Origin of the sequence: Janthinobacterium sp. PC23-8 (assembly GCF_002250505.1) — a bacterium.
Taxonomy (GTDB): Bacteria; Pseudomonadota; Gammaproteobacteria; order Burkholderiales; family Burkholderiaceae_D; genus Janthinobacterium.
Window position 1 is genome coordinate 732,582 of the sequence record NZ_NJGY01000003.1, and the last position, 26,087, is coordinate 758,668.

Consider the following 26,087-nt stretch of genomic DNA (forward strand, 5'->3'; position numbering starts at 1 on the left):
CGGGCTTTTTTTTGTCCCTTCTGCCGGGACCCTAGCGCATCTCGGGCTGCTGCAGATCGTCGTTTTGCGCCAGCAGCGCCGTCAGCCAGGCGGCAAACGCCCGCACCTTCGGCACCGCCAGGCGTCCTTGCGGCGCCAGCAGCGAGATCGGCATCGGTGTCGGCGGGCAGTCTTCCAGTATCGGCAGCAAGGCGCCGCTGGCCAGGTGTGCACGCGCCTGGTAGACGGCCAGCTGCGCCAGTCCCATCCCCTGCAGCGCGCACGCCAGGTTCGCTTCGGCATCGTTGACCGACACCATGCCCGTCATGGCGACCCGCGCCACTTGCCCTTTTTGCACGAAATCCCAGTCGAAGGCGCGGCCCGTGCGGCCTGAAAAATGCAGCACGCCACGGTGGCGGGCCAGGTCGGCCAGCGTCTGCGGCCTGCCGTGGCGTTCGAGGTAAGCGGGCGCGGCGCAGGTAATAAAACGCATGTTGCCGATGCGCTTGCCGATAAAGGCGGAATCTTGCAGTTGCCCCACGCGCAGCGCGCAGTCGATGCCTTCCTCGGTCAGGTCGACCAGCCGGTCCGTCAGGCTCAGGTGCAGCTGCACGGCCGGGCAGGCGTCATGGAATTGCCCGATATACGGCATGACCAGGGTGCGCCCGACGGTGCCGGGCAGGTTGACGCGCAGCATGCCCCTGGGCTTGTTGGCGTCGGGGCCGCGAAACGCCAGTTCGGCCGCGTCGACGGCGCCCAGGATGGCCAGGCAGTGGCCGAAATACTCCGCGCCATCAGGCGTGAGCGACAGCCGGCGCGTGGTTCGTTGCAGCAACTGCGTGCCCAGGTAGGCTTCCAGCTTTTGCAGGGTGGCCGTCAACGCAGCGCGCGGCAGGTTGAGCGTTTCGGCCGCCTTGGAAAAGCTGTTTGCTTCGACGATGCGCACAAAGGTCTGCATGGCCTTGATTTTGTCCATGAGCGGGCAGGGCTCCTCGATTGTTCATTTTATGTGAAAGGTGTGGAGTGATTATGCACTAATTATCTTTGCCAATAAAATCCCTACAATGGCCTTACTTTATCTTTTCAACCGAGGAAATAACATGAACAAGGCCTCCCGAAATCCCGCCATGGCCAGCGACCTGCCCGATATCTCGTCCGGCATGGTGCTGCTGCTGGCGATCGCCTCCGGCTTGATCGTCGCCAATCTGTATTATGCCCAGACCCTCGTCGGTCCCATCAGCGCCTCGACCGGCTTGTCACCCAAGGCGGCCGGCCTGATCGTTACGCTGACCCAAATCGGCTACACCCTGGGCCTGCTGTTCGTGGTGCCGCTGGCCGACTTGCTGGAAAACCGCCGCCTGATCATCACCGGCCTGGTCGTGACGGCGGCCGCGCTGGTGGTCGCCGCCCTCGGCACGAGCCCCGTCGTGCTCCTGGCCGCCGCGCTGGCAATCGGTCTCGGTTCCGTGGCGGCGCAGGTGCTCGTGCCGTTTGCCGCCCATCTGTCGAAAGAAGCGACGCGCGGCCAGGCCGTGGGCAAGGTGGTCAGTGGCTTGTTGCTGGGCATTATGCTGGCCCGTCCGATCGCCTCGCTGGTGGCGGACCATGCCAGCTGGCATGTGGTGTTTGGCGGTGCGTCGGTGCTGATGGTGGCGCTGGCGCTGGTCTTGCGCCGCGCCTTGCCGGTGCGCCAGCCGGTGTCGAACATGCGCTATTCTGCCCTGATGGCCTCGCTGTGGCACTTGCTGCTGGGCACGCCCGTGCTGCGCCGCCGCGCCGCCTATCATGCCGGCCTGTTTGGCGCTTTCAGCCTGTTCTGGACCGTCACGCCGCTGGTGCTGGCCAGCCCTGCCTTCGGCCTGTCGCAGACCGGCATCGCCATCTTTGCCCTGGTCGGCATGGCCGGCGCCGTGGCTTCGCCGATCGCCGGCCGCCTGGCCGATGCCGGCCACACCTTGCCGGCGACGGCCGTTGCATTGATCCTGGGCATGATGGCGTTTGCCTTGCCAATGGTGGCGCCGCAGTCGCAACATCTGGCGCTGGGCTTGCTGGTGATCGCTTCCATCGTGCTCGACATGGGCGTCGCCGCCAACCTGGTGCTGGGCCAGCGCGCCATCTTCAGCCTGGCGCCGGAAGTGCGGGGCCGCTTGAACGGCCTGTATTTCGCGCTGTTCTTCGCCGGTGGCGCAGCCGGTTCGGCCGTCGGCGCCTGGGTCTATGCCAGCTACGGATGGCAGGCAACGTTATTGACGGGCATGGCGTTTCCTGCGCTGGCGCTGCTGGTGTGGCTGGGTGAATTCATGACGGGCCTGTCACGCCGCACCGCCTGAAAAAAGCGAGCGTTCGCCCGATTATCATGAAAACGTATTTCTGTTATCATCAATGACAATTGGTTTTTTATGCCGCGATGCAGCATCATTCACCTGTCTCCTCTAACTCCTCAACGGAATTAGATTCAGCCCGCTCCCGCAGCGGGCTTTTTTTTACGCCGATTTTTGTTTATATGACAGAAATGCCCAGTTCTCGCACGAAATTGGCTGCTTGCGCATGGGTAATCACCGCGCCCTTGAACAGCGCCGCTTCCGTCAGCTTGAAGCCGTCGATCTCGGCGCCGCGCAGGTCGGCGCCCTGGAATTTCGCCAGTTTCAATACCGCATTGCGCAAGCTGCCGCCTTCGAAGACGGCCTCGCGGAAATCGCAGCCGGCCAGATACGCTTCGGACAGGTCGAGCTGTTTCAAGGTCGCTTTCCTGAACGAAAAGCCGCGCAGGTCGGCGCCGATCAGCAGGCACTCTTCAAACGTGATGCCCAGGTGCGCAGCTTCCTCGAAGGAGGCGCCGGTCAGCTTGCAGCCGTGGTAGCTGGCCGAGGCCAGCCTGGCGCGCCGCCAGATGGTGTTGTTCAGGTCGCAGGCTTCAAAACTGGCATCGACCGCGTCAACCGACTCGAAATCGGCGCCGCCGGCGCGGCAGCGGCGAAAGGTGGCGCGCGCCAGCTTGCAGGCAAACAGATTGGCACCCGTAAATGTGCAGCGTTCGAAGGTGCAGCCTTGCAGGTCGAGCCGGGACAGGTCGGCCTCGTCAAAAGCGCAGCCGTCAAAGGTGCGTGGCGATTGCGCCAGCAGTTGCTCGAATTCGGCGCGCTCGAGCGTGATGCCCGAAATGGTGGAGTCGTGTGTTGCCATCCGTAGATATCCTTGTAAAGCGGGGGAGGGATGGCGCGGCGGGAAGCAGGCACGAACCATAACGCCGCCCCGACTGGTGAAACAGCCAAGATCAGCGCCGTGGGTCCGCGTGGGCGGGAGCATGTTCTTGGACAATTGCCGGACTACCAACCGGCGCGCTCATTTTCGACTAGGCAACCATTGTAGCGTTTCAAACGCGCTCTTGCCAGCCTGAACCGGGCCGGGTTAGTATGGTCGCAGGCGCAGCCATTGCGCCAACGTCGCTCGGACGGATCCGGGCGCTTACGTACAGAGATATCATGACCGACAGCCAAACTCCGCGCAGCTTTTCGCGCATCAATCGCCTTCCGCCCTACGTTTTCAATATCACCGCCGAGCTCAAGATGGCCGCGCGCCGCCGCGGCGAGGATATTATCGATATGTCGATGGGCAATCCCGACGGCGCAACACCCAGCCATATCGTCGATAAACTCATCGAGACGGTAAAGCGTCCCGACACGCACGGCTATTCCGCTTCCAAGGGCATTCCGCGCCTGCGCCGCGCCATTTCCCATTGGTACAAGAAGCGCTACGACGTCGAGATCGACCCCGACAGCGAAGCGATCGTCACCATCGGCTCGAAGGAAGGCCTGGCGCACCTGATGCTTGCGACGCTGGACCGTGGCGACACGGTGCTGGTGCCCAATCCCAGCTACCCGATCCATATCTGGGGCGCGGTGATTGCCGGCGCCGATATCCGCTCGGTGCGCATGGGGCCGGGCGTGGATTTTTTTGCCGAGCTCGAACGCGCGATCCGCGAAAGCTATCCCAAGCCCAAGATGATGGTGCTGGGCTTTCCATCCAACCCCACCGCGCAGTGCGTGGAGCTGGAGTTTTTCGAACGCGTGGTGGCGCTGGCCAGGCAGCACGATATCCTGGTGGTGCACGACCTGGCGTATGCCGATATTACTTTTGACGGCTGGAAAGCGCCGTCCATCATGCAGGTGCCGGGCGCGCGCGACGTGGCTGTCGAATTCTTTACCATGTCGAAAAGCTACAATATGGCGGGCTGGCGCATCGGTTTCATGGTCGGCAATGCCGAGCTGGTCGCGGCCCTGGCGCGTATCAAGAGCTATCACGACTATGGCAGTTTCACGCCGGTGCAGGTAGCGGCGATTGCCGCGCTGGAAGCTGACCAAAGCTGCGTGACAGAAATCTGCGCGCAATATCAGCGCCGCCGCGACGTTCTTGTGAAAGGATTGCACGAAGCGGGCTGGATGGTGGAAAAACCGAAGGCCTCGATGTACATCTGGGCGCATATCCCCGCAGCGTATCGGCACCTGGGTTCGCTGGAGTTCGCCAAGCTGCTGCTGGAAAAAGCCAGGGTTTGCGTGTCGCCCGGCATCGGTTTTGGCGAATACGGCGATGAATATGTGCGCTTCGCGCTGATCGAAAACGAGGCGCGCGTGCGCCAGGCCCTGCGCGGCATCAAGAACATGCTGCGCGCACCGGCACCGGCACTGGAAGGGGAAGTGGGAAAATAATGCCGTCTGGAATCATTGATTGCCACTGTTATCACGGAGGCGTATTTCTCATATCATCAATATAAAGTGGTTTTATAGCTTGCGATCCGGCATTATGCTTCTGTCTCCTCTACTTCCTCACAGGAATTAGATTCAGCCCGCTCCCGTAGCGGGCTTTTTTTTTGCTGCCACGTCCCGTTGTCAGCTGCCGCCAACACCATCGCCATGCTGCCAGATCATAGGGCCAGGCCACGCCCCTGCAAGAAGATCAGGTGGCCGCCAAAGCGGTAATAAACGCCATTGTTGAGTGCTAGTATTTTGATACGCCTGCAGATGCCGGCATCCTGTCACTACTCTCAATATCGGGAATCATCATGAACTTATTCATCAAGCCCTTGTCCTTGGCCGCCGTCGTCGGCACCTTGTTCGCCAGCGTCGTGCCTGCCAGCCCAGCCTCGGCCGCCGCCGTCAAGCCCACCATCGTCCTGGTCCATGGCGCTTTTGCCGATTCGTCGAGCTGGGACGGCGTTACCGCCATCCTGGAAAAAGACGGCTATACCGTCATCGGCGCGGCCAATCACCTGCGCAGCGTCAACAGTGACGCCGATTCGGTGGCCCGTGTCGTCAAAAGCGTGCCCGGCGCCGTCGTGCTGGTGGGCCACTCCTACGGCGGTTCCGTGATCAGCGCCGCGGCCGAGGCAGGCGGCAACGTCAAAGCGCTGGTCTACGTGGCGGCCTTTGCTCCCGACGCGGGCGAGACGGCGGCCGGCTTGTCCGGCAAGTATCCGGGCGGTACCCTGGGCGCAGCCCTGGCCAAGCCGGTAGCGCTGGCCGACGGCAGCAATGATCTGTATATCGACCAGGCCAAATTCCACGACCAGTTCGCCGCCGACCTGCCGCTGGCCAAGGCGCGCCTGATGGCGGCCGGCCAGCGGCCGATCACGGATGCGGCGCTGAACGAAGCGTCGCCTGCGCCAGCCTGGAAGGCCATCCCGTCATGGTTTATATACGGCAAGGCTGACAAGAATATTCCCGCAGAAGCGCAGGCCTTCATGGCCAAGCGCGCCAGTGCGAAGAAAACCGTCGTCATCGACGGCGCCTCGCACGTGGTAATGACCTCGCATCCGGCGGAAGTGGCCAAGCTGATCGAGGAAGCGGCCGGCAGCGTCAAGTGATCGACAGGGGCAGGACGCCGAGATATTGATGAGGCTTATTTTGCTTATCACAACACTTGATTGGCGTTATATGCCGCAATGCATCAAGATGCACTTGTCTCCTCTACTTCCTCACAGGAATTAGATTCAGCCCGCTCCCGTAGCGGGCTTTTTTTTGGTTCATCGCGACACTTATTTTCCACCTTGGTCCCAAAGGTACTTGTCAAAAATTCGCTCCGCAAACCACTTTTGATTCACCACGGCAAGAAATTCCTTTCGTCCTTCGACGGGGATCACGGTGCAGTCAAGCTGTTCAATCAGTTTCACTATGGCGCTTTTAATTTGCAGTTCAGACTGTTTGTATTCAGCCGTCCACAGTGTGCAATAGTCGCTATACGTACCATTTGTAAAATGGAGCGCTTTGGTGGCACGCCTGTCAAGAATCTTCACCGGATTTTTGCTATGGAACCATAAGAATTTTGAGGCCGCTGATAGCAAATTGTGCTCGCTGCCGAGTTTCGATTGCCACTCTTCCACGGTCTGCACATAATTCGCGGCGGTCAGCTTGGGCAGATCACCGAGTTGATTGGCGATGCGCTGCCAGTGTGCCGAATTGCGGCCCCCGGGAATGCCACGAATGACACTATATGCTGATGCGATGTCAGGCAGAACAGCGCCCATGCCACCAGCTTTTTTCATGCGTTGAAGAAGCAGGCGATCTTGTTTCCACCACAAATTTGCATAGCTGATAGCGGCATGATTATATAAATGATTCATCTTGTTATTCTCTTCATAAGATATTGCAGCATAGCATCAAAGATAAAAAAATTACCATAATGAAATTTATTTTGTTATGGCTGACACTATGGTCTAGTCGTGTTGGGAATCATTTTCCTGAGTTATCTCGCAACGTCGAAAGCGCTGGCGAGTTGCCTATTCTGTTGTACAATTCTTGAGAACGGTCGTGCTTTTTTGTGCGCTCAATGCCTTGCGTGCATCCGGTTGCGACATATAACAAGGAGACAGCCATGGATTTACAGTACACACCCGAGGAAGACGCGTTTCGCGACACGGTGCGCGCCTTTCTCGACAGCCATTTGCCGGCGCAGTTGCAGCGCAAGGTGCGCGGCCACCTGCGTCTCACCAGGGACGACTATGTGCGCTGGCACAAGATCGTCGCGCAGCAAGGCTGGGCCGCGCCCAACTGGCCGGTCGAATATGGCGGCACCGGCTGGACGGCCGTGCAGCGCCATATATGGGAAGACGAGTGCGCGCGCGCCGCCACGCCGCCCATCCTGCCGTTCGGTGTCAATATGGTCGCGCCCGTCATCATGGCGTTCGCCACCGAAGCGCAAAAAGCCCATTATTTGCCGCGCATCCTGAACTGCGACGACTGGTGGTGCCAGGGTTATTCCGAGCCGGGCGCCGGCTCCGACCTGGCCTCGTTGAAAACCACGGCCGTGCGTGAGGGCGACGACTACATCGTCAATGGCCAGAAAACCTGGACCACGCTGGGCCAGCATGCCGACATGATCTTTTGCCTGGTGCGTACCGACACCACCGTGCGCAAGCAGGAAGGCATCAGCTTCTTGCTGATCGACATGAAGACGCCGGGTGTCCAGGTGCGCCCCATTATCATGCTCGACGAAGACCACGAGATCAACGAAGTGTTTTTCGATAATGTAAAAGTGCCGGTGGCCAACCTGGTGGGCCAGGAAAACCGTGGCTGGACCTATGCCAAATATCTGCTGGGCCATGAGCGCACGGGCATCGCCGCCGTCGGCCGCTCGAAACGCGAGCTGGCGTTCCTGAAACAACTGGCGATGCAGCAACTGAAAAAAGGCGAGCCGCTGCTGCGCGACCCGGCCTTTGCGGCCAGGGTGGCCGGCGTGGAAATCGAATTGCTGGCGCTGGAAATGACGGTGCTGCGCGTGATCAGCGAGGAAGGCAAGGGACCGGGGCCGCAGGCGTCGATGCTGAAAATACGCGGCTCGGAAATCCAGCAGCAACTGACGGAACTGATGGTCGAAGCGCTGGGGCCGCAAGCGCTGCCGTTCGATCCCGCTTACCTTGAGGGCGAAGAAGAACATGGCGCCGGCGGCAATGACCTGGGCGCGCCGCTGGCCGCGTATTACTTCAACTACCGCAAGACGTCGATCTATGGCGGCTCGAACGAAATTCAAAAAAACATCATCACGCAGATGATTCTGGGCCTGTAAGGCTGACTGGGCTGACAAGGCAGAAGGAGACAGCATGGACTTTACATTCAACCAGGAACAACAGCAGTTCGCCGATGCGCTGCGGCGCTGGGCCGACAAGGATTACCGCTTCGAGGCGCGCCAGGCCATCGTTCATTCCGACAGCGGCGTGTCGGACGCCGCCTGGGCGACATTGACCGAACTGGGCATGACGGCCTTGCCGCTGCCGGGCGAGCAGGGCGGCTTTGACGGCACGGCCGTCGACATGTTTCTCGTGATGCAGGAGCTGGGCCGCGCGCTGGTGGTCGAGCCGTATTTCGCCACCATGTTCGGCGCGCAGTTTTTAAAACTGGCCGGCGGCCATGCCAGCGTGCTGGAGCAGGTCGCGCAAGGCAGTGTCAAGCTCGCCTGCGCGCTTGGCGAAGCGCAGTCGCGCCATGAATTGCACGATATCGCCACCACGGCCACTGGCAGCGGCAACGGTTTTGTGCTCGACGGCACGAAAACCGTGGTGATCCACGGTGCGCAGGCACAGTACCTGATCGTATCGGCACGCAGCAGCGGCGAGCAGCGTGGCACGGATGGCATTTCGCTGTTCCTGGTGCCGCTTGATGCGCCGGGAGTGAGCGTGCGCGACTACCGCACCATCGACGGCCAGCGCGCCGCCACCGCGACCCTGATGCAAGTGGTGCTCGATGCGAGCGCCCTGATCGGTACTGCGGGGCAGGGCTGGGAGGTGCTCGACGCGGCGGCCGATTATGGCGCGACGCTGTTGTGCGCCGAAGCCGTGGGCGCCATGGACGCCATCTTTGCGGCCACCCTGGAATATGTGAAAACGCGCCAGCAGTTCGGCGCGCCGATCGGCAAGTTCCAGGCGCTGCAGCACCGCATGGCCGACATGTTCATCCACCTGGAACAGGCACGTTCGATGGCCATGCTGGCCGCCGCCAGGGTCGATAGCCCGGACGCCGCCGAGCGCCGCCGCATCGTCTCGGCCGCCAAGGCCAGGGTGGGGCAGGCGGCGACCTTTGTCGGCCAGCAGGCTGTACAATTGCATGGCGGCATGGGCGTTACCAATGAGCTGCCTGCCGCCCATCACTTCAAGCGCCTGACGATGATCGGTTTGACGTTAGGCGACGCCGAACATCATGTCGAGCGTTTTATCGCCCAGCCGGGCTTTTTGCCATCGGAGCACGCATGACTGCAATGCCACAAACATACCGCTACTTTGAAGACTTCACGGCCGGCCAGGAAATCTTCCTGGGCCAGTGCCACGTGACGGAAGAGGAAATCATCGCCTTCGCCACGCAATTCGATCCGCAACCGTTTCATATCGACCACGAAGCGGCGGCACAGACCATCTACAAGGGCGTGATCGCCAGCGGCTGGCATACCTGCGGCATGATGATGCGCCTGGTGGTGGACAACCTGCTGAAACACTCGTCGAGCATGGGCTCGCCGGGCCTCGACAGCGTGCGCTGGTTGAAACCCGTGCGCGCCGGCGACACCCTGAGCCTGACCTATCAGGTCAAGGAAGTGCGCGCCTCCGCCTCCAGGCCGGACCGCGGCATCGTCATTTCCATCTGGAGCGTGAGCAACCAGCATGGTGAAGTGGCGGCGACCGTGGAAGGCATGGGCATGTTCGGTCGCCGCCCCAGCGGCGACAAGCCCGATGCGTGAGATCGACGGCATCGCCGGCTTCCAGCTTCTTTCTGGCCAGCATGTGGCCGTCTCCGAATGGATCGCCATCACCCAGCAGCGCATCGACACCTTTGCCGACGCTACCGATGATCATCAGTGGATCCACGTCGATGTTGAGCGCTGCGCGCGCGAGTCGCCGTATGGCTGCACGGTGGCGCACGGCTTTCTGACGCTGTCGCTGCTGCCGGCCATGCTGCAAAACGCCCTGCACATGGCCGGCATCGGCATGGCGATCAATTACGGCCTGAACAAGGTGCGCTTTCCGGCGCCGGTGCCGGTAGGCAGCCGTTTGCGCGCGCGGCTCGATATCTTGTCGGTGGATGAGCTGCCGGAAGGCGCCCAAGTCAACTGGGCGGTGACCATGGAGCGCGAAGGGGACGTGAAACCCGTGTGCGTGGCGGAGTTTTTGATGCGGTGTTATCCGTGACTAGTGGCAGCGGTAATGTGGCAAGGCGCGATGGCCGGCAAAACTTCTGTTATCGCGTCAACACCTTGCATGTAAAATTGATCAATATGCAGGATGTGTTTGCTGTTTTCAATAATATCACCACGCTGCTTATTCATTCGCGGGAGGCATGGTACCTAGAGGGAAGTAGTCAGCTGTCCATTGATAAAATGTTACACCTTGCGTGTCCTCGCTGCGCCCTTCGCAGGTTGCCACTATCGGCCTGATGATGATCGATGTCGGGTGCGATGCATTGGTAGGAAAACGCTCATAGTTCCAATTTGGATCTCTGACTAGTCCTGGGCTATTCGATGCATTCGATCTTGCCGTCACCCTCAGTGTCGTAAAGTCGAAGTAGCGGCCAGGTTGTGAATCTAGGCGGGCTTGCTTGATTAGGCTTTCTTGGCAGCCTTTCTTGCTTCCTTGGCAACCAGCACGACAGTCGACGACAGCAGATCTACCGGAGGTATCTCCTGGTTTAGCTTCCATTCCAGGCGGTATATCTATAGCAGGCGGCGTTGACTGACAAGCGACGATGGAAAATAGTATCGGACTGAAAATCCATAATTTGGACATGTCACATCTCCAGAAGGGCATTACAATAAAATATTAAAATAAATATGTTTATTGCTACATCATCCTTCCTGTTGAATATTCCCACTTTGATACAAGACAACCAGCAAGCTCATCATGGCGACAGAGCCACAAATGTCTACCGTACTTGATGGCGATATTGTCTAGAAAAACACCGCCGTGCGCGCAATAATCGCCCCCGTATTGCCATACGGCTGAATGGCCCGCACGGAACCGGTGGTGGCAATCCCATCGTCGAGCTTGCTGTCGATCTGCTCGGCGTAGCCTTCGGGCAGGTTGTCGAAGCGGATGCCGTTGCCGGCGCGGCCGGCCACTTCGTCGTTGTACAGGTAGACGGCGCCACCCTGGGCGCTGGTCATGAAGTCGCTGGTGCCGTTGAAGGAACCGGTAATAAAGCCGCCCAGCGCCAGGTGCTGGGGCGCGAGGGTAAATTCGCGCGGCTGGCCGTCGCCGATCTGGCCGTCGCCATTGCCGTTGCCGGCCGAGTTCGGCACGTGCAGCGTGCCTTGCAAATCGTCGCCAGGCAGGGCACGGAATTTGTCCTGATAGGCGTTGACGGCGGCCGTCAGCGAGTTCGACTGCTGGATAATGTTCTTGACCTTGGCGCTGTCGATCAGGCCCTGGCCTTTCAATACGCCACCGAGCAGCAGGCCGATAATGACCAGGACGATGGCGATTTCTACGAGGGTGAAGCCTTGCTGGCGGCGTGGTGGCATAAGTGATCCTTGCTTGTTGCGCCGCCCGCTATATGGGGACGGCTGGTGGTGAAGTTTACTGTAATTTACTGTCAATGCGCGTTGCCGGGATACGCGTCTTTCTTTTTTATAGCCATTTCTTCCAGCCGGCGCGCCATGAATGCGAGCTCGTGCGGGTCGCTGATCTGCCCGCTGGCGATCAGGCCGCCCAGCACGATCTGCGCGCTATCGAACTGGTCCATGTCTTCCAGAATGAACGCTTCCATCTGCCGCACCCAGGCCGGAACGTCAGGGCTGGTCGCTTGCAGGCGCAACTGGCGCGCCAGGCTCAAGGCCAGTGGCAGGTCGTGCAGCTGGTGCCTGGCCATTAAAGTTGCCTGCGCCATCGCCGGCCAGCGGCGCGCCGGGTCGCGCGCAAAGCTGGCGCTGACAAAGCGCAGCATGCGCCGCGCGCGCGCCGGATCGGCCACTCCCGCATAGATCTCGCTGGCGGCCACCAGCGCATAGGCGCTGCGCGGGTCGAGCGTTTGCGCGGTATCGAGCCAGAGCGCCAGGCGGTCGTAGTCCAATGCGCGCCAGGAGACGCTGACGCCGTCCTGGTCCTCGAATGATTGCAGGTACAGCAACAGCCCTTTCGACATGGCCAGCGGCTCGCCCAGGCTGGCCAGCCGCACCAGCGACGCCGGAGGCGGTGGCGGCAAGGGCCGCGGCTGCGGTGGCCCTTGCTGCGCCAGCAGTTGCCAGCCCAGTTGCAGCAGCAGTGCCAAAGCCAACGCCAGCCACAGCGGACGCGGCACGGACGATAACGGTTTTTGCTCCATCAGAAACTCTTGCGATAAAAGTCGTACAGCGCGCAGGTGGCCAAGAGGCCGACGTAGATTGCCGTTTGCGCGGCCACCAGGCCCAGCGCGTGCCAGTTGCCGGTGGCATATAAAAGCCATTCGCTGCGCGTGAAATGGTCCAGACTGGGCAACAGCAAGGCCAGCAGGTCGATCGCGTACGCGATGGCTTGCCGGCTGCCATCATGCGCGCCGGTATTGCCGTGCGCCAGCAGTTGCAAGCTGCCCACGCTGCGCGCCAGCACATAAAAGCCGCCGCTGGCCGCCAGCGCCGGCAGGGCATGCGGCAGGCCGAGCGCGCACAGCAGGCTGAAGGCGGCCATGATCCACAGTTCGCCCAACAACGAGATCGCCCATAGCGCGCTTTGCGCGGGCGCCGCCCACCAGCACGTCAGCAGGCCGAACAGCAGCGCCGGCAGCAAGGCCAGCGCGCCAAAGCCGGCCAGCTTGCCCAGCACATACACGGCGCGCGGCATGGGCAGCGCCAGCAGCAGTTCCTGGCCCTTGTCGGCCGTTTCGCGCACCAGGCTGAAGACGACAAAGCTGACCAGCAGGAACACGGCCACCAGGCGCAGCAGGGCCGACAATATCGCCGCCTGGGTGGCGCCGCTTTCCGTCAGCGCCAGTTGCTGCAGGAAAGCGGCCAGTGCCAGGCCAGCGCAGGCGGCCAGCACGAACAGCCACGGCAGGCGGCTGCGCAACGCTTCTTGCACCGTGTAGCGCGCGATGATGAGGCCGGGGCGCCACATCAGCGCGGCAACCTTTGCGCGGCCACCATGCGGTTGAACAGGATATTGGGCGAGACCCAGGCGACGATATCGTCATAGCTGCCGCCGGCCTGCTGCGCTTCGCTGGCGGCGCGGCTGATAAAGATCTTGTCGCTCACGGCATTGCTGCGCTCGTCGACATTGTTGCCCTGCGCGCCAGCCTGGCGCTGGCCCTGCTCGCTGATGGCGCCAACACCGTTTTTTCCGTGCGACATGATCATCGCCGGTATATCGTTCAGGGCGGTGGCTGGCGCCAGCGCGCCGCCAGTGCGCGTGACGATGCTGATATCGCGCGGCGTGGCCAGGGAAAACAGCTGCTCGCTGTCGCTGAAGGCGGGCGTGACGCTGTAGCGGAACAGATTGTTCCAGTTGTCGCTCTTGCGCAGTCCCAGGGTGGCCCAGGGCAGGATGCCGACCCGTTTTTCGCCATTGCAGCGCGCGCCGCGCCGGTCTTCCAGTCCGTTCATGCTCGATACGGCCGGGCAGGGCAGGTAGCCATGCAGCAAGGCAAAACCGGTCAAGGCCTCTTTGGCCTCGTCGAGCGCCTTTTGCGTATCGGCTACCCTTCGCTGTTCCAGCTGCACCGTCAATGGCGTGACCAGGCCGCCTATCATCAGGCCGACGATCACCAGCACGATGGCGATCTCGATCAGGCTGAAGCCGGCGTGGCGGCGATGCTTGGACTTGTGCCTCATGGCAAGGTCCGCGCCGCGCGCATGCGCTGGTATAGCGCCGGCAAGGTGACCCACACCAGCATGTCGTCGACAGTATTGCCAGTGACAAAGGAGGTCGTGGCGGCCTCATTGGCCGCCTCATCGATATTGCCGCGTCCGCTATTGGCCAGCTTGACGCCATTGGCCGCCGTGCCGTAGCCTTCCTTGCCTTGCGAAAAGACAACGGCGGGCAGGCATTGCGCGCTGACATCGCACTGTTCCTGGCCCGCCACATAGGCCAGGCTGCCTTGCGCCTTGTGCTGCAGAACCGTCCGGTTGGCCACGGCGGAAAACGAGACGATGGGCGCGCGCGACATTTCCGGCGTCACGCTGTAGCGCAAGACCTTGCCCCAGGCGTCCAGGCCCGCCACGCCCAGCGCCACCCAAGGCAAGAAGCCGCTGCAGTCGGCGTCGCTGGCGCACTCGGCCGCGCGTTCGCGGCCATCGATGGCCGAGCTGGCCGGGCGCGGCAAACGGCCATTGGCGGCGGCAAAACCGATCAACGCTTCGCGCGCCTGCGCCAGGGTGGCCAGGGTGCGCTGCTGGCGTGCCGCTTCAGCATCCTGACGGCCGAAGGCGCTGATCAACAGCGAGGCCGCGCCCAGGCCCAGCAGGGCCACCAGCAACAGCAGGGCCGCACCGCGCTGCGTTGTCAGTGCGTGTGCGCGCATCATGGCCGCGCTTCCATCACGGTATGGCTGGCCGGATCGTATTGCTGGCCCGGTTTCAGGACCACGACTTGACCATTACTCAGGCGCAAGGTCAATTGGCCGCCGTTCGTCAGCTGGTTGTACGGTTCCTGCTGCGGCGTGCGGTTCAGCCAGACGGTGGAGCGGCCGCTGCTGCGCTGGACCAGACCATTGAGTTCCATCGGCGGGCCTGGTGGTGGCGGTGGCGGAACGGGGGCTGCCAGCGTCGTATTGGCTGGCGGCATGCCGCTGCGGGCCGCGTCGAGCTGGGCGCGTTCTTCGGGCGAGGAAAACAGCCGGCCCAGCTGGGCCGGCTGGGCCTGGGCCAGACCTGCCACGGCGCAGCACAGGATCAGCGACAGGCGCTTCATGGCTGTCCCGGCATGGCAAGCGGGCGCTCGCCAAGCGTCAGCCACAGCAGGCTGCAATCGGCGCTCAGGCTGGCGCTTTGACCGGCGCTGGCGGCGGCCCCGCCACGCTTGAGCGCGCAGTCTTGCACGGCGAAATAGCCGGACTGGCGCAAGTCATCAAAAAAGTTCAGCAAATCCATTTCGTGCAGCAAATCCATGTGGAGCCGCATTTTACTGCCGCGCAGCTGGTACTGGCCCATCCTGAGCGGCAGCGGCACCTTGAGTACCTGCTGCGCGCTGATGTCATAACTGAGCGGCAGCAGATGGCGCTGCTGCTGGCTCAGCCGTATTGCATCGATCCACGCCAGGCGGTTTTCCTCGCCGATCAGGCCGCGCCGTTGCAAGGCCAGGAAGCGCGGCGCAAAGGCGCGCATTTCCAGCTTTTCCGTTTCCACCTGATTGAAGCGGGTGGCGGCGGCCTGGCGCTCCTTTTGTGCCAGGTCCAGCCGCTGCGCCTGGCGGTCGCGATAGCCGCCGGCCAGGTGCAGGAAAAGCAGACTGAGCATCACGGTGGCGGCGCAGCACAGCAGGGCGCGCCGCACCAGATGCAATTCGCCCAGCCAGGTCGGCAGCGGGCGCGTGGTGGCGGCCTTTTTCATGCCGGGTGTAAACGGCGGCGTCATGGCTGCCACACCAGCAACACGGTAAAGCGGGCCTGGCCGTCTTGCGCGGGCGCGGCGCTCTTGCCGGACAGGCTGGCGCTGGGGCGCAAGTCCAGCGGCGCCTCCTCGATTGCCACCACCAGGCGCCGGTTGCGCGCCAGCGACTGCGCAAACGCCGTGATGGCAGACAAGGCGCCACGGTAATCATTGCCCGGCATATCGACGTCAAGCTCCAGGCGCAAGGCTTGCGGCGGCGCGGCCGGGATGCCGGCGTCACGACTGGTCGGCAGCGGACCGTTGGCCGGGTTGGCCTGGGCCGGCGGTGGCTGCGATGCGCTTGCGCGCGCCGGCGGTGGGCCGGCATTCCAGTGCAGTTGCGCCAGTTTCACTTGCGGCGCCTGGTCGAGCGCCGCGCTCAGCAGGGCCAGCAGCCGGCCTGGCTCGGGCGCCTGGGTGGCGATCATGTGTTCCAGCGTCACGGCGGCCTTCATGTTGTGTGTTTTCGCTGGCGCCGGCGGCAGGCTGGCCATCACATTGCGGTAGCGCTGCTGGTAGATGGCTGTTTCCTGGTGCAATTGCGCCAGGCCCGCTTCGTCGTCCAGCCCGCCCAGCAGCATGGCGGCGCACCACAGCAGGGCCGAGGCGCCGATCAGTACGCTGGAGCCATACAGCGTCTTGCGGGCGCGCTGGTAGTGGTAGTAGCGGGCGAGGTCGCCGGGCGGGTAGTGGCTGGCGGGCGGATGCCTGGCCAGCAGCGTCAGCAGCAACTGGTCGGCCAGGGTCAAAGTATGGGGCAGGCCCACGCGCTCGCTGGCGAACTGCAGGTCGATAAAGTGGTACGCCACTTCCACGCCGTTTTCGCACAGCAATTCGAGTTTGGGCAGCTGCGCCTGCGGCGCCAGGATCACGGTGTGGAGCACATCGCCGCGCTCCAGCATGCGCGTGCTGGTCAGGAATTGCCGGGTTTTTTCCGTTTCCAGCGCAATATTGACAGCCACGCCGTCAAGCGCGATGGCCACCGTCTGGCGCGAAAAGCGCAGCTGGCCGCCTTCATAATAACTTTGCCGCAAACCGCCCGACTGTTGCGTCACCAGCAGCAGGTGCCGCTGCGTGAGCGTCAGTTGTTTTACCAGGGCAATACTGAGCAGGCTGGCCGAATACAAACCGGCCACCGGGATCTGCAACTGTTCCAGCAGCGCCGTCCACGCTTGCAGCAGGGACGGATTGGTCAGCGCAAAAAACAGCCGCTGGTCATCGCGGCGGGCGGCGCTGTCGCGGCCCAGCAGGGTGCTGCCGCGATACGGCGTGTCACGGTAGAGCTGGCCCAGGCGCCTTGCCAGCAGGGCGCGGCCGGCCTTGCCGCGCACATGGGGCAGCAACTGGCGCTGGAAATCTTCCTCGATCAGGTCGACCAGCAAATAGGCGGGCACGTCCAGGCGCTGTTGAAACGGGTCTTCCAGCCAGGCCGCAAACGCCTCCAGCCCTGCCGCGTTCGCTTCAAAGGCCTGGCCCTCGCCCAGTTCGCCGTGCCGCCAGTCATAGGCGCACAGATGGTCGCTGGTGATATAAAACAGTTGTTTGCGGAACACGGCGGTCTCAGGTTTCAGGTCAGGTTTTGATTGTGCTGATGGTGTCGTAAATCGGCCCCAGCACCGACAGCATGATCCAGCCCAGCAGCAGGCCCAGGATCACCGTCATGGCCGGCTCTATCATCGCTTGCACTTTTTCAATCAGTTCCTTCACTTCGCGGTGATAGAAATAGCTGACATTGCGCAAGGCCGTGTCGAGCGAACCGGTCGCTTCGCCCACTTTCAGCATGCGGATCACCAGCGGCGGGAAGATGCCCGTGTGCTGGAATGCGCTGGTGACGCCATGGCCTTCGGCAATCAGCTGCGCCGCGCGGCGCAGTCCGGCCGCCACCACCCGGTTGCCGGCAATGCCTTCGGACAAGCGTATGCAGTCGAGGATGGTGATGCCCGAGGCATACATCAGCGCAAAAAAGGTGGCGAAGCGGGCCAGGATGATTTTATGCAGCACCGGTCCGACCAGCCACAGCCGCAGCTTGAAGCCGTCGAACAGATAGCGCGCGCCTTCGCTGCGCCGGAGCCAGGCGCGCAGGCCGACATAGGCCAGCGGCGGCAAGGCCAGCAGCACGGCCCAATAGTCAATAAATATGTTCGATATGAAAATCAGCGCGCGCGTGTGCAGCGGCAGTTCGCCGCCCATATTGCGGATAAACGCCGTCAGTTGCGGCACCAGGTAGATCATCAGGAAAAACGTCACGGCCGCCACCACGATGGCGACGACGACCGGATACAGGATGATCTTGCGCGTCTGAGAAGCGAGCTCATCTTGCCACTTCAGGCTGTCCGACAGATTCTTGAAGACCTCGGCGATCTTGCCGCTTTGCTCGCCAGCCAGGATCAGGCTGGTAAAGGTGGCGTCGAAAATAGTGCCATGCAGTGCCAGCGCGCCGGACAGCGGCAGGCCGCCTTCGATGCTTTCGATCAGGTCGGTGACCACTTCGCGCAGCCGCGGATGATCGGTACTTTCACGCAAATCGTTCAGGCCGTCGAGGATGGGCACGCCGGCGCCCGTCAGCTGCTCCATATGAAAACAGAAGTTGATCAGGTCGCGCCGGTGGATCACGCGCTTGCCCAGCAGCACCAGGTGCTGGCCCGTCAGCTTGCAGTCGATCAGGTCCAGCTGCATGCGGTGCAGGCGCGCTTCCAGGTCGGGCACATTGGCCGCTTCCATGCTGCCGGGAACGAGTTCGCCAGCGGCATCCATGGCGCGGTAGACGTACTGCGCCATCAGGCCAGCCTGTCCGTCAGGTCGACCACGCGCGCCACTTCTTCCAGGGTGGTGGTGCCGTCGCGCACGCGGCGCAGGCCATCGTCGACCAGGGTATGAAAACCGCCGGCGCGAGCCGCGCCTTTCAATTCGCGCAGGCTGGCGCGGCGTGATGTCAGTTCGTCCAGTTCCGGCGTCATTTTCAGCAATTCCATGATGGCCAGGCGTCCCTTGTAGCCCTGGTGGGCGCAACGTTCGCAGCCGGCAGCATGGCAGATATTGACCGGCGGCTCGTCAGGCTGCAAGCCCAGCAGGCGCCGTTCGATGTCGTCGGCCGCCACGGTTTGCTTGCAATGCGGGCACAGCTTGCGTACCAGGCGCTGGGCGATAATGCCGATGATATTGCCGGCCATAATGTCGGGCAGGACGCCGATGTCCAGCAGGCGCGGCAGTGAACCGATGGCCGAATTGGTGTGCAGGGTGGAATACACCTGATGGCCCGTCATGGCCGCCGCAAACGCCATCTCGGCCGTTTCGCGGTCGCGGATTTCGCCCACCAGGATGATGTCGGGGTCCTGCCGCATCATCGAGCGGATGCCGTCGGCAAAGCCCAGTTTCACCGATTCATTGACCGAGGTCTGCCGTATCATGTTCATCGGATACTCGACCGGATCTTCCAGCGTCATGATGTTGACGCTTTCCGTGTTGATATGGTTGATGATCGAATACAAGGTGGTGGTCTTGCCGCTGCCAGTCGGGCCGGTCACCAGAATCACGCCGTCGGGGCGCGCGATCATCAGTTTCAACAGATTGAGCTCGCGTTCGGCCAGGCCCAGCGAATCGAGCGGGACAATGCCTTTTTGCCGGTCCAGCACGCGCAGCACGACATTCTCGCCATGCGTGGTCGGCTGCGCCGAGGCGCGAAAATCGATTTGCCGGCCCGAGAAACGGATCGTGATGCGCCCGTCCTGCGGCGCGCGCGATTCGGCGATATTCATGTTCGAAATCACTTTCAGGCGCACGGCCATGGCCGGCCAGTACGATTTGTGCAGGCTGCGGATCTGGCGCAAGATGCCGTCGATGCGGTAGCGGATGCGCAGGAACGATTGTTCCGGCTCGAAATGGATGTCCGAGGCGCCGTTCTGCACGGCGTCGGCCAGCAGCGCGTCGATCAACCGTACCATCGGCTGGCTGTATTCGTCCGACGGCGACGCCATGCTCTGGTAATTGACTTCGCCCGTTTCGATTTCATGCAGGATGCCGTCGATCGACAATTCAAAGCCGTAATACTGGTCGATGGCGCGTGAAATGTCCGACTCATTGACCAGCACGGTGGAAATCGTGATGCCCTTGACCAGCATGGCGCTGATCTGGTCGAGCGCGACGATATTGCTGGTGTCGGCCATGGCCAGTATCAGGTTGTCGGTCTGCCGTTCATAGACGATGGGAAACACGCGATAGCGCCTGGCCACTTCCTTGGGGATCAGCTTTAATGCGATCGCGTCCACCACCAGGCTCGACAAATCCGCGCTTTCCTGTTTCAGGTTTTCGCTCAGCGCCATGCGCACGGTGGCTTCCGTCACGAAACCCAGGGTGATCAGGAGTTTACCGAGCGGCTCGCTGCTGCGCTTTTGCTCGATCAGTGCGATGCGCAACTGGTCTTCGCTGATCACGCCTTTCTGGATCAGCATTTTGCCCAGCGGAAGTTTGGTCTGTTCTGCCATGCCGTTTTATTCCTGACGCGTGATCACGATGCCGGAGCTGTCCGGCGCGCCGAGTTCGCCCAGCCTTTGCTGCGCGCCGGCGCGGTCGAACGCGGCCGGCGTGGTTTGCGCCAGCGTCAAGGCACGCTGGTAGTAGCTGGCGGCCAGCCTGGGCTGGTTCAAACGGTCCAGGCCGACAGCGAGGTTGAAGGCGTAGTCGGCATTGCCGGGCACGGCGCTGTAGGCGCGGAAAAACTGCTGCTGCGCTTCGGGCCAGCGGCGCTGCTGGGCGTACACATTACCCAGTGCAAACAGCACGGGGCCGCTTTCCGGCGTGCGCGCGAGGATCGCTTTCAGGCGCGATTCGCTCTGCACCAGGTCGCCCTGGCGCAGGCCGATCAGGCCGGCCAGCGCCACGCCATCGTCGGGGTTGATTTCCAGCAAGCGCAGATACAGCGCGGCGGCCTGCGCGCCCTGCTTGTCGCGCTGCGCCACCGTGGCCAGGCCCAGCAGGGCGTCGCGGTTGAGCGGGTCCTGCCGCAGCACGGCCTCGTATTGCTGGCGAGCGCTGCCCAGCTGGCCGCTGGCCAGCGCCTGGTAGCCTTGCTGCACGCCGGGAGCGATCTGCGGCGCCGCGTCGTTGCGCACCACCTGGATCTGCTGGTTGTTGGGCGCGACCACCGGCGCCAGCGCGGGCGGCGCCGGTGGCGGCATCTGCGCCAGCTGCGCCGCCACCGCCTGCTGCACGGCCGCCTGTATCAGCGCCTGCTGTTCGGCCGCGCCGGTGGCTGGCTTTTCCTCGCGGCGCGGTTCCGGGGGCACTTCGTTGGACGGCTCGCTGGCCGGCGGCACGATCACCATCGGGCCGGCATTGCTGGCCGTGCCGGGCGCGTCGGTCAGCGGCATCGGCACGCCGGGCAGGTTGGCGCCTGCGCCGGGGCTGCTGCTGGCGCGCCAGTACCAGTAGGCCATGGCGCAGACCACCAGCAGCAAGATACCCAGCAGCACGCCCAGGCGCACGGTAGCCGGATCGACGCTGACGGGCGCGCGCGGCGGCGTGCGCTTGCGGCTGGCGCTGGAAGACGACTCGGCCTTGGCAGAGCGGGGTTTGGGCTGTGGTGGTTCAGGTGGCGCTTCAGCCCTGGGGGGGGCTTGCGCCGCCTGGGCTTCGGGCGCCGGGGCGGCGGCCGGCGCGCCGTTCAAGGGCTCCAGGCTCAGGCCGGACGTCCATTCCGGCGCCGGCGGCACTGCCTGCGCCGGCGCCGGAGGCGCATCGGCCGGCGCCAGCGCCAGCACCTGGTCGTAGGCCTCGGACGGCTTGTCCAGTTCCTCTTCGTGCAGGCTGTTCTGTTTTGCGCGCTCGGCTTTCTTGAGCGCCTGCATCAGCAAGCTCATCGGGCTTCTCCTTGCACGCGCGCCACCGGCGCCTCGCGGTTTTCCGTATAAGGCTCGCTGTTGAGCGGCGCCTGGCCCGGCAGCAGGTAGCGGTAATCGCGGAAATCGCCCTCGATGCTGGCGTCCTTGACCACCACCGGGCGCATGAAGATCACCAGTTCCGTCTTGGTGCTCGCTTCATTGCGGTATGAAAACAGATTGCCCACCAGGGGCAGGCTGGACAGGCCCGGCACGCCATCCCTGGTATTGTCGACGGAGTCCTGCATCAGGCCGCCCATCACCGCGATCTGGCCGCTGTCGACCTTCATGATCGATTCCAGTTCGCGCGCCTGGATCACCGGCACGCGGCTTTGCACATTGGCCGCGGCCAGTGCCGGATTCGGGTCCTGCACATAGCCGACGATGCGCGTGATGGTGGGGCGCACATTGAGGGTGACGACGTCGCTGTCCGAAATTTGCGGCGTCACGCTCATCACGAAGCCGACCGGCACCGTTTCGAGCTTCGATTCATAGGTGGCCGGCGTGGTGATGGTGCCGGTCGAACTGATCACGGCTGGCGTGACCTTGATGGTAAAGAAGACGTTGTTGTCGACCACTTTCAGCATCGCCGTTTGGTTGTTCAGCACGCTGATCTTGGGGCTGGACAATACTTTGACCTTGCCGAACGATTCGAGCAGCTGGATGGTGGTGGAAAAGCTGTCTTTCAGGTAATTGAGCACGAAGATGCCGGGCGTGGCGCCGGGGGTGACGGCGCTGGGCAAGGCCAGGTTGCCGACCTGGCCCTGGTTCAGGCGCAGGCTGCCCGTCAGGCGCGACCAGTTGATGCCCTGCTGGTATTCGCGGTTCAGCCGCACTTCCATGATGGTCGCCTCGATCAGCACCTGCCGCTTGGCGCTGCTGGTGACCAGGTCGAGGAATTCGCGGATTTTTTCATGCTGGCGCCCGGTGGCGCGCACGGCGATCAGGCCGGCTTCGGTATTGACCACGACCGACGAGGAAGCGCCCTTGTTGGCCAGTTTCAGCAGCGGCAAGCCGTTGGCGTCGAGTTGCGCAGCGTTATTGTTATTGGCGGTTGGATGGGGCGCGGCATTGGGCTGCTGTTGCCCCTGCTGCGGCACTTGCGGCATCTGCGTGCCGTACTGGCCCGGCGGCAGTGCGGCGGGACTGCCGCCCTGGTTGCCCTGCTGGCCCTGGGCTTGCCCCTGCGCTGGCCCTTGCAGCGCCGTCAATTGCTGGTTCAGCTGCGCCAGCGGGTCGACCAGCGGATCGTTGAGGGTGGTGTCGCGCAGCAGGTCGCGGATATTCTTTTCCAGGCTATACCAGAAATTGTTTTCCGAACGGTTCACCACCAGGGTGGTGGAATTGTTGTTGCCGCTGCCGCCCTGGTTGCCGTTGGTGGCGGCGGCGCCGCTGCCGCCGGCGCCGCCGCCAGCGGTGGAAATCTGCGTGGCGATATTGACGCTGCTGTTGGTACTGCGCGCCATGTTCACATAGTCGACCTTGTAATTGCGCCAGACGGGCGCGTCCGGCATTACCAGCAGATTCTTGCCGTCGATTTCATAGCGCATGTCCACCTGGTTGGCGATGCGCGCCAGCAATTGCGGCAGGGTCTGGTTCAAGGCGTTGAGCGTGATATTGCCGGCAATATCAGGGTGAATATCGACATTCATGCCGGCGTCGCGCGCCAGCGCGAACAGCAGCGACTGCACCGGCACCTTGTGCACGGTCACGCTGTAGGTTTCTACCCTGGGCGCGGCCGATGGCGGGGGCAGGGCAGCGCTTTGCCGTACCGGCTCGGGAATCGCACCGGCCACGCGCGGTGCAGCGTCGACATGCGAGGCGGACAATGGTAGTTGCGGCGCGGCGCAGCCGGCCAGCAGGGTGCAGCAGACAGCGGTGACGCAGGAAGCGAGCACAGTGAGAGGGGATGTCATGCCGAGGTCGCCCGTGAAGTCATGTTGTGCTTTTGCAATTTTACCCATCATGATCCTCTAAAATCGGGCGCGCCGCCAGACGTTGCCGGCGAGTCGGGAAAATAAAGTGCCTTGTCGCCACGTCAAGTCGATTGACAAATTAATCATCAAATGCTGGTTCAAGCGCGATGCAATTGAGAAAAGCCTGCTCCAGGCTCGCTTGCGGGCCGCCGCCGTGGCGCTGGCGGCATTCGGCCGGCGTACCGACAAACACCATCCGTCCGCCATGCAAAATGGCCATGCGGTCGCACAGCTCGTCGATGTCAAGCAGCGCATGCGAAGTGAGGAACACGCCGCGGCCCTGGGTGCGCAACTGGCGCAGCGCCGCTTTGAACAGCGCGCGCGCCTTAGGGTCCAGTCCGCTCATCGGTTCGTCGAGCACCAGTTGTCGCTTGCCCGACAGCAAACAGGCAGCCAGCCCCAGCTTTTGCATCATGCCCTTGGAGTAGCCGCGCGCCTGGCGCTGCAAGGCTTGCGGCGCCAGTTCCAGCGCGGCGCACGCCTGGCTGGCGGCGCGCTCGTCCCACGGCAATTGCTGCAGGCCCAGCAGGTAGCGCAAAAAATCGCGGCCACTGAGGTAATACGGCGCCTGGAAACGTTCGGGCAAAAAAGATAGCGGCGCGCGCGCCGCGCTGTGCTGGTGGGCCTGGCCGTAGATGCTGATTTCACCCGCATCAAGCGCGCAGAAATCGAACAGGCAATGGAGCAGGGTGGTCTTGCCGGCGCCGTTGACGCCAGCCAGGCCGAACAGTTCGCCGGGCTCGAGCGCCAGGTCGACACCGCGCAGTACAGGCTTGCCTTTCAACTGTTTATGCACGTTGTGGTAGCGGATGGCGCAGTCGCTCATGAAGGCAGGCAAAGGAGATCGGTCTCCATTATTGCCACGGGCGTGCCCGGGCTGCAAGTATTAGTTGGAACGGTGTTGGATTGCGTGGTGATCAAGCTGGCAAATAGTTTTTCTTTAAGAAACAACAGGTTCTGGAATAAAATGCCGGTGCAATACCAAGCCGTCAGGCGCGTGGGCGTCGAACCTGTTGAGGAGCAAGCATGGCAAGGCCAGAGAAAGTCCGGCTCGGTGAAATTTTGGTGCAGCAGAAGTTGCTGACGGAAGAACAGTTGGGCCTGGCCTTGGCGGAACAGAAACGTTCGGGCCGCAAGCTCGGCCGCGTGTTCATCGAGCATGGCTATGTGACGGAAGAGCAGATCTCGGGCGCGCTGGCGCGCCAGCTCGACATTCCCTACATTAACCTGAAGTTTTTCAACATCAATGCCGAGCTGGTGCGCCTGCTGCCGGAAACCCAGGCCCGCCGCTTCCGCGCGCTGGTGCTGGAAGACCGCCGCGAAGGGCTGCTGGTCGGCATGTCCGACCCCACCGACCTGTTCGCCTATGACGAGATCGCGCGCCTGGTCAAGCGCAATATCGAACTGGCGGTGGTCAACGAAACGGAAGTGCTGGCGGCGATCGACCGCATCTACCGCCGCACCGAAGATATTTCCACCCTGACGCGCGAGCTCGAGCAGGATCTGGGCGATGTCTCGGTCGACTTCGGTGCGCTGGCCGCCAATCCGGGCCTGGAAGAAGCGCCCATCGTCAAGCTGCTGCAATCGGTGTTCGACGACGCCACCCAGGTGCGCGCCTCGGACATCCATATCGAACCGCAGGAAAGCCGGCTGCAGATCCGTTTTCGCATCGACGGCGTGCTGCACCTGCAGACGGAAGCCGATATCAAGATCGCGCCCTCGCTGGCGCTGCGCCTGAAACTGATGTCGGATCTCGATATTTCCGAAAAGCGCCTGCCGCAGGACGGCCGCTTCGCCATCCGCGTGAAAAACCAGCGCATCGACGTGCGTATTTCCACCATGCCGACGCAATATGGCGAATCGGTGGTGATGCGGCTCTTGAACCAGGGCGGCACGGCGCTGCGCCTGGACGCGATTGGCATGCCGCCGGCGCTGGTGAAGAAATTTCGCGCCATCGTGCAGCGCCCGAACGGCCTGGTGCTGGTGACCGGCCCGACCGGTAGCGGCAAGACCACTACCCTGTATTGCGCGCTGGCCGAACTCAATTCGGTCGAGAAAAAACTGATCACGGTGGAAGACCCGGTCGAGTACCGGCTGCCCGGCATCAACCAGGTGCAGGTCAACGACAAGATCGAGCTGAACTTTGCCAGGGTGCTGCGCTCGGCCCTGCGGCAAGACCCGGACATCGTGCTGGTTGGCGAGATGCGCGACCAGGAAACGGCGCAGATCGGCCTGCGCGCCGCCATGACCGGTCACCTGGTGCTGTCGACCCTGCACACGAACGACGCCGCCAGCACCCCGCTGCGGCTGATGGACATGGGCGTGCCGCGCTATATGGTGGGCAGCTCGCTGCAAGCCGTGCTGGCGCAGCGCCTGGTGCGCGTGATCTGCGAAAGCTGCACCACCCCCTATGCGCCGACGCCGACCGAGGCCGAATGGCTGCGCATGGAGCTGGGCGACCTGGTCGACCGCACCCAGTATCACCACGGCAAGGGCTGTTCGCACTGCAACGGCATGGGGTATCGCGGCCGTACCGGCGTCTATGAACTGCTGGAAATGACACGCGACGTGGTCGACGCCGCCAACCATGCCGATCCTTCGCACTTCCTGAAGGCGGCCAACGCCGAGATGGCCGGCGAAACGCTGCGCCGCCATGCGGTGCAACTGGTGGTACAAGGCCGCACGACGATTTCCGAAGCGATGCGCATCAGCAACCAGAACGAGGAGTAAG

General features: G+C 62.7%; 24 protein-coding genes. 8 read left to right on the forward strand and 16 right to left on the reverse strand.

Features of this window, described 5'->3' with window-relative positions:
- Positions 1–31: 31 nt before the first annotated feature.
- Positions 32–955: a LysR family transcriptional regulator gene (locus CD932_RS22865; RefSeq protein ID WP_094445079.1), complete on the reverse strand. Its 924-nt coding sequence runs from the start codon at positions 953–955 to the stop codon at positions 32–34.
- Positions 956–1,079: 124 nt separating this feature from the next.
- Between CD932_RS22865 and CD932_RS22870 the strand changes: the two genes are divergently transcribed.
- Complete coding sequence (locus tag CD932_RS22870) at positions 1,080–2,309, forward strand: MFS transporter (RefSeq protein ID WP_254926724.1); 1,230 nt, start codon at positions 1,080–1,082, stop codon at positions 2,307–2,309.
- Between the two features lie 169 nt (positions 2,310–2,478).
- On the opposite strand, the gene CD932_RS22875 is transcribed toward CD932_RS22870, so the two are convergent.
- Entirely contained in the window at positions 2,479–3,162 is a 684-nt protein-coding gene (locus tag CD932_RS22875; protein ID WP_094445080.1) for a pentapeptide repeat-containing protein, read from the reverse strand.
- Positions 3,163–3,461: 299 nt separating this feature from the next.
- On the opposite strand from CD932_RS22875, the gene alaC reads away from it, so the two are divergent.
- Together alaC and CD932_RS22885 are read left to right on the forward strand one after the other, a co-directional pair.
- Positions 3,462–4,685: an alanine transaminase gene (alaC, locus tag CD932_RS22880; RefSeq protein WP_094445082.1), complete on the forward strand. Its 1,224-nt coding sequence runs from the start codon at positions 3,462–3,464 to the stop codon at positions 4,683–4,685.
- Positions 4,686–5,038: 353 nt separating this feature from the next.
- Positions 5,039–5,839 (forward strand): alpha/beta fold hydrolase, encoded by an 801-nt coding sequence (locus CD932_RS22885; protein WP_094445084.1) that lies wholly within the window; start codon positions 5,039–5,041, stop codon positions 5,837–5,839.
- A 171-nt stretch (positions 5,840–6,010) separates the two neighbouring features.
- Here the strand turns inward: CD932_RS22885 and CD932_RS22890 are convergent, their stop codons facing one another.
- A complete protein-coding gene (locus CD932_RS22890) occupies positions 6,011–6,595 on the reverse strand; it encodes a hypothetical protein (RefSeq protein ID WP_141213353.1) in 585 nt (194 codons plus the stop codon).
- Positions 6,596–6,846: 251 nt separating this feature from the next.
- Between CD932_RS22890 and CD932_RS22895 the strand changes: the two genes are divergently transcribed.
- From CD932_RS22895 to CD932_RS22910, 4 genes are read left to right on the forward strand one after another with little or no spacing between them, the layout of a single operon-like run.
- The gene (locus tag CD932_RS22895; protein WP_094445087.1) at positions 6,847–8,037 is read left to right on the forward strand and encodes an acyl-CoA dehydrogenase family protein; all 1,191 of its coding nucleotides are present in this window, start codon (positions 6,847–6,849) and stop codon (positions 8,035–8,037) included.
- A 34-nt stretch (positions 8,038–8,071) separates the two neighbouring features.
- Positions 8,072–9,217 (forward strand): acyl-CoA dehydrogenase family protein, encoded by a 1,146-nt coding sequence (locus tag CD932_RS22900; RefSeq protein WP_094445089.1) that lies wholly within the window; start codon positions 8,072–8,074, stop codon positions 9,215–9,217.
- Positions 9,214–9,696, forward strand: coding sequence for a MaoC family dehydratase (locus CD932_RS22905; RefSeq protein WP_094445091.1), 483 nt, complete (start codon positions 9,214–9,216; stop codon positions 9,694–9,696). Before CD932_RS22900 ends, CD932_RS22905 begins: the two co-directional genes overlap by 4 nt.
- Entirely contained in the window at positions 9,689–10,144 is a 456-nt protein-coding gene (locus CD932_RS22910) for a MaoC family dehydratase (protein ID WP_094445092.1), read from the forward strand. Before CD932_RS22905 ends, CD932_RS22910 begins: the two co-directional genes overlap by 8 nt.
- Positions 10,145–10,899: 755 nt before the next feature.
- On the opposite strand, the gene CD932_RS22915 is transcribed toward CD932_RS22910, so the two are convergent.
- From CD932_RS22915 to CD932_RS22975, 13 genes are all read right to left on the reverse strand, one after another.
- On the reverse strand, positions 10,900–11,472 hold the full coding sequence (locus CD932_RS22915) for a prepilin-type N-terminal cleavage/methylation domain-containing protein (RefSeq protein ID WP_094445093.1): 573 nt from the start codon (positions 11,470–11,472) through the stop codon (positions 10,900–10,902).
- Positions 11,473–11,543: 71 nt separating this feature from the next.
- Positions 11,544–12,272, reverse strand: coding sequence for a hypothetical protein (locus CD932_RS22920; RefSeq protein WP_094445094.1), 729 nt, complete (start codon positions 12,270–12,272; stop codon positions 11,544–11,546).
- Positions 12,272–13,039, reverse strand: coding sequence for a hypothetical protein (locus CD932_RS22925; protein ID WP_094445095.1), 768 nt, complete (start codon positions 13,037–13,039; stop codon positions 12,272–12,274). The genes CD932_RS22920 and CD932_RS22925 overlap by 1 nt, the downstream gene beginning before the upstream one ends.
- On the reverse strand, positions 13,039–13,752 hold the full coding sequence (locus CD932_RS22930) for a prepilin-type N-terminal cleavage/methylation domain-containing protein (protein WP_094445096.1): 714 nt from the start codon (positions 13,750–13,752) through the stop codon (positions 13,039–13,041). Before CD932_RS22930 ends, CD932_RS22925 begins: the two co-directional genes overlap by 1 nt.
- A complete protein-coding gene (locus tag CD932_RS22935) occupies positions 13,749–14,444 on the reverse strand; it encodes a hypothetical protein (RefSeq protein WP_254926725.1) in 696 nt (231 codons plus the stop codon). Before CD932_RS22935 ends, CD932_RS22930 begins: the two co-directional genes overlap by 4 nt.
- On the reverse strand, positions 14,441–14,830 hold the full coding sequence (locus tag CD932_RS22940) for a hypothetical protein (RefSeq protein ID WP_094445098.1): 390 nt from the start codon (positions 14,828–14,830) through the stop codon (positions 14,441–14,443). The genes CD932_RS22935 and CD932_RS22940 overlap by 4 nt, the downstream gene beginning before the upstream one ends.
- Entirely contained in the window at positions 14,827–15,492 is a 666-nt protein-coding gene (locus CD932_RS22945) for a hypothetical protein (protein WP_094445100.1), read from the reverse strand. The genes CD932_RS22940 and CD932_RS22945 overlap by 4 nt, the downstream gene beginning before the upstream one ends.
- Positions 15,489–17,060 carry a hypothetical protein gene (locus CD932_RS22950; protein WP_094445102.1) on the reverse strand — a complete coding sequence of 524 codons (1,572 nt, stop codon included), beginning with the start codon at positions 17,058–17,060 and terminating at the stop codon, positions 15,489–15,491. The genes CD932_RS22945 and CD932_RS22950 overlap by 4 nt, the downstream gene beginning before the upstream one ends.
- A 19-nt stretch (positions 17,061–17,079) precedes the next feature.
- The gene (locus CD932_RS22955; RefSeq protein ID WP_094445104.1) at positions 17,080–18,285 is read right to left on the reverse strand and encodes a type II secretion system F family protein; all 1,206 of its coding nucleotides are present in this window, start codon (positions 18,283–18,285) and stop codon (positions 17,080–17,082) included.
- Entirely contained in the window at positions 18,285–19,988 is a 1,704-nt protein-coding gene (locus CD932_RS22960) for a GspE/PulE family protein (protein ID WP_094445106.1), read from the reverse strand. Before CD932_RS22960 ends, CD932_RS22955 begins: the two co-directional genes overlap by 1 nt.
- Before the next feature lie 6 nt (positions 19,989–19,994).
- Entirely contained in the window at positions 19,995–21,362 is a 1,368-nt protein-coding gene (locus tag CD932_RS22965; RefSeq protein WP_254926726.1) for a lipopolysaccharide assembly protein LapB, read from the reverse strand.
- On the reverse strand, positions 21,359–23,296 hold the full coding sequence (mshL, locus tag CD932_RS22970; protein WP_094445346.1) for a pilus (MSHA type) biogenesis protein MshL: 1,938 nt from the start codon (positions 23,294–23,296) through the stop codon (positions 21,359–21,361). Before mshL ends, CD932_RS22965 begins: the two co-directional genes overlap by 4 nt.
- A 139-nt stretch (positions 23,297–23,435) precedes the next feature.
- Positions 23,436–24,194, reverse strand: coding sequence for an ABC transporter ATP-binding protein (locus CD932_RS22975; RefSeq protein ID WP_254926727.1), 759 nt, complete (start codon positions 24,192–24,194; stop codon positions 23,436–23,438).
- 188 nt (positions 24,195–24,382) lie between these two features.
- Between CD932_RS22975 and CD932_RS22980 the strand changes: the two genes are divergently transcribed.
- The gene (locus CD932_RS22980; RefSeq protein WP_094445108.1) at positions 24,383–26,086 is read left to right on the forward strand and encodes a GspE/PulE family protein; all 1,704 of its coding nucleotides are present in this window, start codon (positions 24,383–24,385) and stop codon (positions 26,084–26,086) included.
- The last annotated feature ends 1 nt before the right edge of the window (position 26,087 follow it).

Coding starts and splice junctions, on each gene's coding strand:
- CD932_RS22865 (WP_094445079.1), bottom strand. CDS start 955: ATGGACAAAATCAAGGCCATGCAGACCTTTGTGCGCATCGTCGAAGCA.
- CD932_RS22870 (WP_254926724.1), top strand. CDS start 1,080: ATGAACAAGGCCTCCCGAAATCCCGCCATGGCCAGCGACCTGCCCGAT.
- CD932_RS22875 (WP_094445080.1), bottom strand. CDS start 3,162: ATGGCAACACACGACTCCACCATTTCGGGCATCACGCTCGAGCGCGCC.
- alaC (WP_094445082.1), top strand. CDS start 3,462: ATGACCGACAGCCAAACTCCGCGCAGCTTTTCGCGCATCAATCGCCTT.
- CD932_RS22885 (WP_094445084.1), top strand. CDS start 5,039: ATGAACTTATTCATCAAGCCCTTGTCCTTGGCCGCCGTCGTCGGCACC.
- CD932_RS22890 (WP_141213353.1), bottom strand. CDS start 6,595: ATGAATCATTTATATAATCATGCCGCTATCAGCTATGCAAATTTGTGG.
- CD932_RS22895 (WP_094445087.1), top strand. CDS start 6,847: ATGGATTTACAGTACACACCCGAGGAAGACGCGTTTCGCGACACGGTG.
- CD932_RS22900 (WP_094445089.1), top strand. CDS start 8,072: ATGGACTTTACATTCAACCAGGAACAACAGCAGTTCGCCGATGCGCTG.
- CD932_RS22905 (WP_094445091.1), top strand. CDS start 9,214: ATGACTGCAATGCCACAAACATACCGCTACTTTGAAGACTTCACGGCC.
- CD932_RS22910 (WP_094445092.1), top strand. CDS start 9,689: ATGCGTGAGATCGACGGCATCGCCGGCTTCCAGCTTCTTTCTGGCCAG.
- CD932_RS22915 (WP_094445093.1), bottom strand. CDS start 11,472: ATGCCACCACGCCGCCAGCAAGGCTTCACCCTCGTAGAAATCGCCATC.
- CD932_RS22920 (WP_094445094.1), bottom strand. CDS start 12,272: ATGGAGCAAAAACCGTTATCGTCCGTGCCGCGTCCGCTGTGGCTGGCG.
- CD932_RS22925 (WP_094445095.1), bottom strand. CDS start 13,039: ATGTGGCGCCCCGGCCTCATCATCGCGCGCTACACGGTGCAAGAAGCG.
- CD932_RS22930 (WP_094445096.1), bottom strand. CDS start 13,752: ATGAGGCACAAGTCCAAGCATCGCCGCCACGCCGGCTTCAGCCTGATC.
- CD932_RS22935 (WP_254926725.1), bottom strand. CDS start 14,444: ATGATGCGCGCACACGCACTGACAACGCAGCGCGGTGCGGCCCTGCTG.
- CD932_RS22940 (WP_094445098.1), bottom strand. CDS start 14,830: ATGAAGCGCCTGTCGCTGATCCTGTGCTGCGCCGTGGCAGGTCTGGCC.
- CD932_RS22945 (WP_094445100.1), bottom strand. CDS start 15,492: ATGACGCCGCCGTTTACACCCGGCATGAAAAAGGCCGCCACCACGCGC.
- CD932_RS22955 (WP_094445104.1), bottom strand. CDS start 18,285: ATGGCGCAGTACGTCTACCGCGCCATGGATGCCGCTGGCGAACTCGTT.
- CD932_RS22960 (WP_094445106.1), bottom strand. CDS start 19,988: ATGGCAGAACAGACCAAACTTCCGCTGGGCAAAATGCTGATCCAGAAA.
- CD932_RS22965 (WP_254926726.1), bottom strand. CDS start 21,362: ATGAGCTTGCTGATGCAGGCGCTCAAGAAAGCCGAGCGCGCAAAACAG.
- mshL (WP_094445346.1), bottom strand. CDS start 23,296: ATGACATCCCCTCTCACTGTGCTCGCTTCCTGCGTCACCGCTGTCTGC.
- CD932_RS22980 (WP_094445108.1), top strand. CDS start 24,383: ATGGCAAGGCCAGAGAAAGTCCGGCTCGGTGAAATTTTGGTGCAGCAG.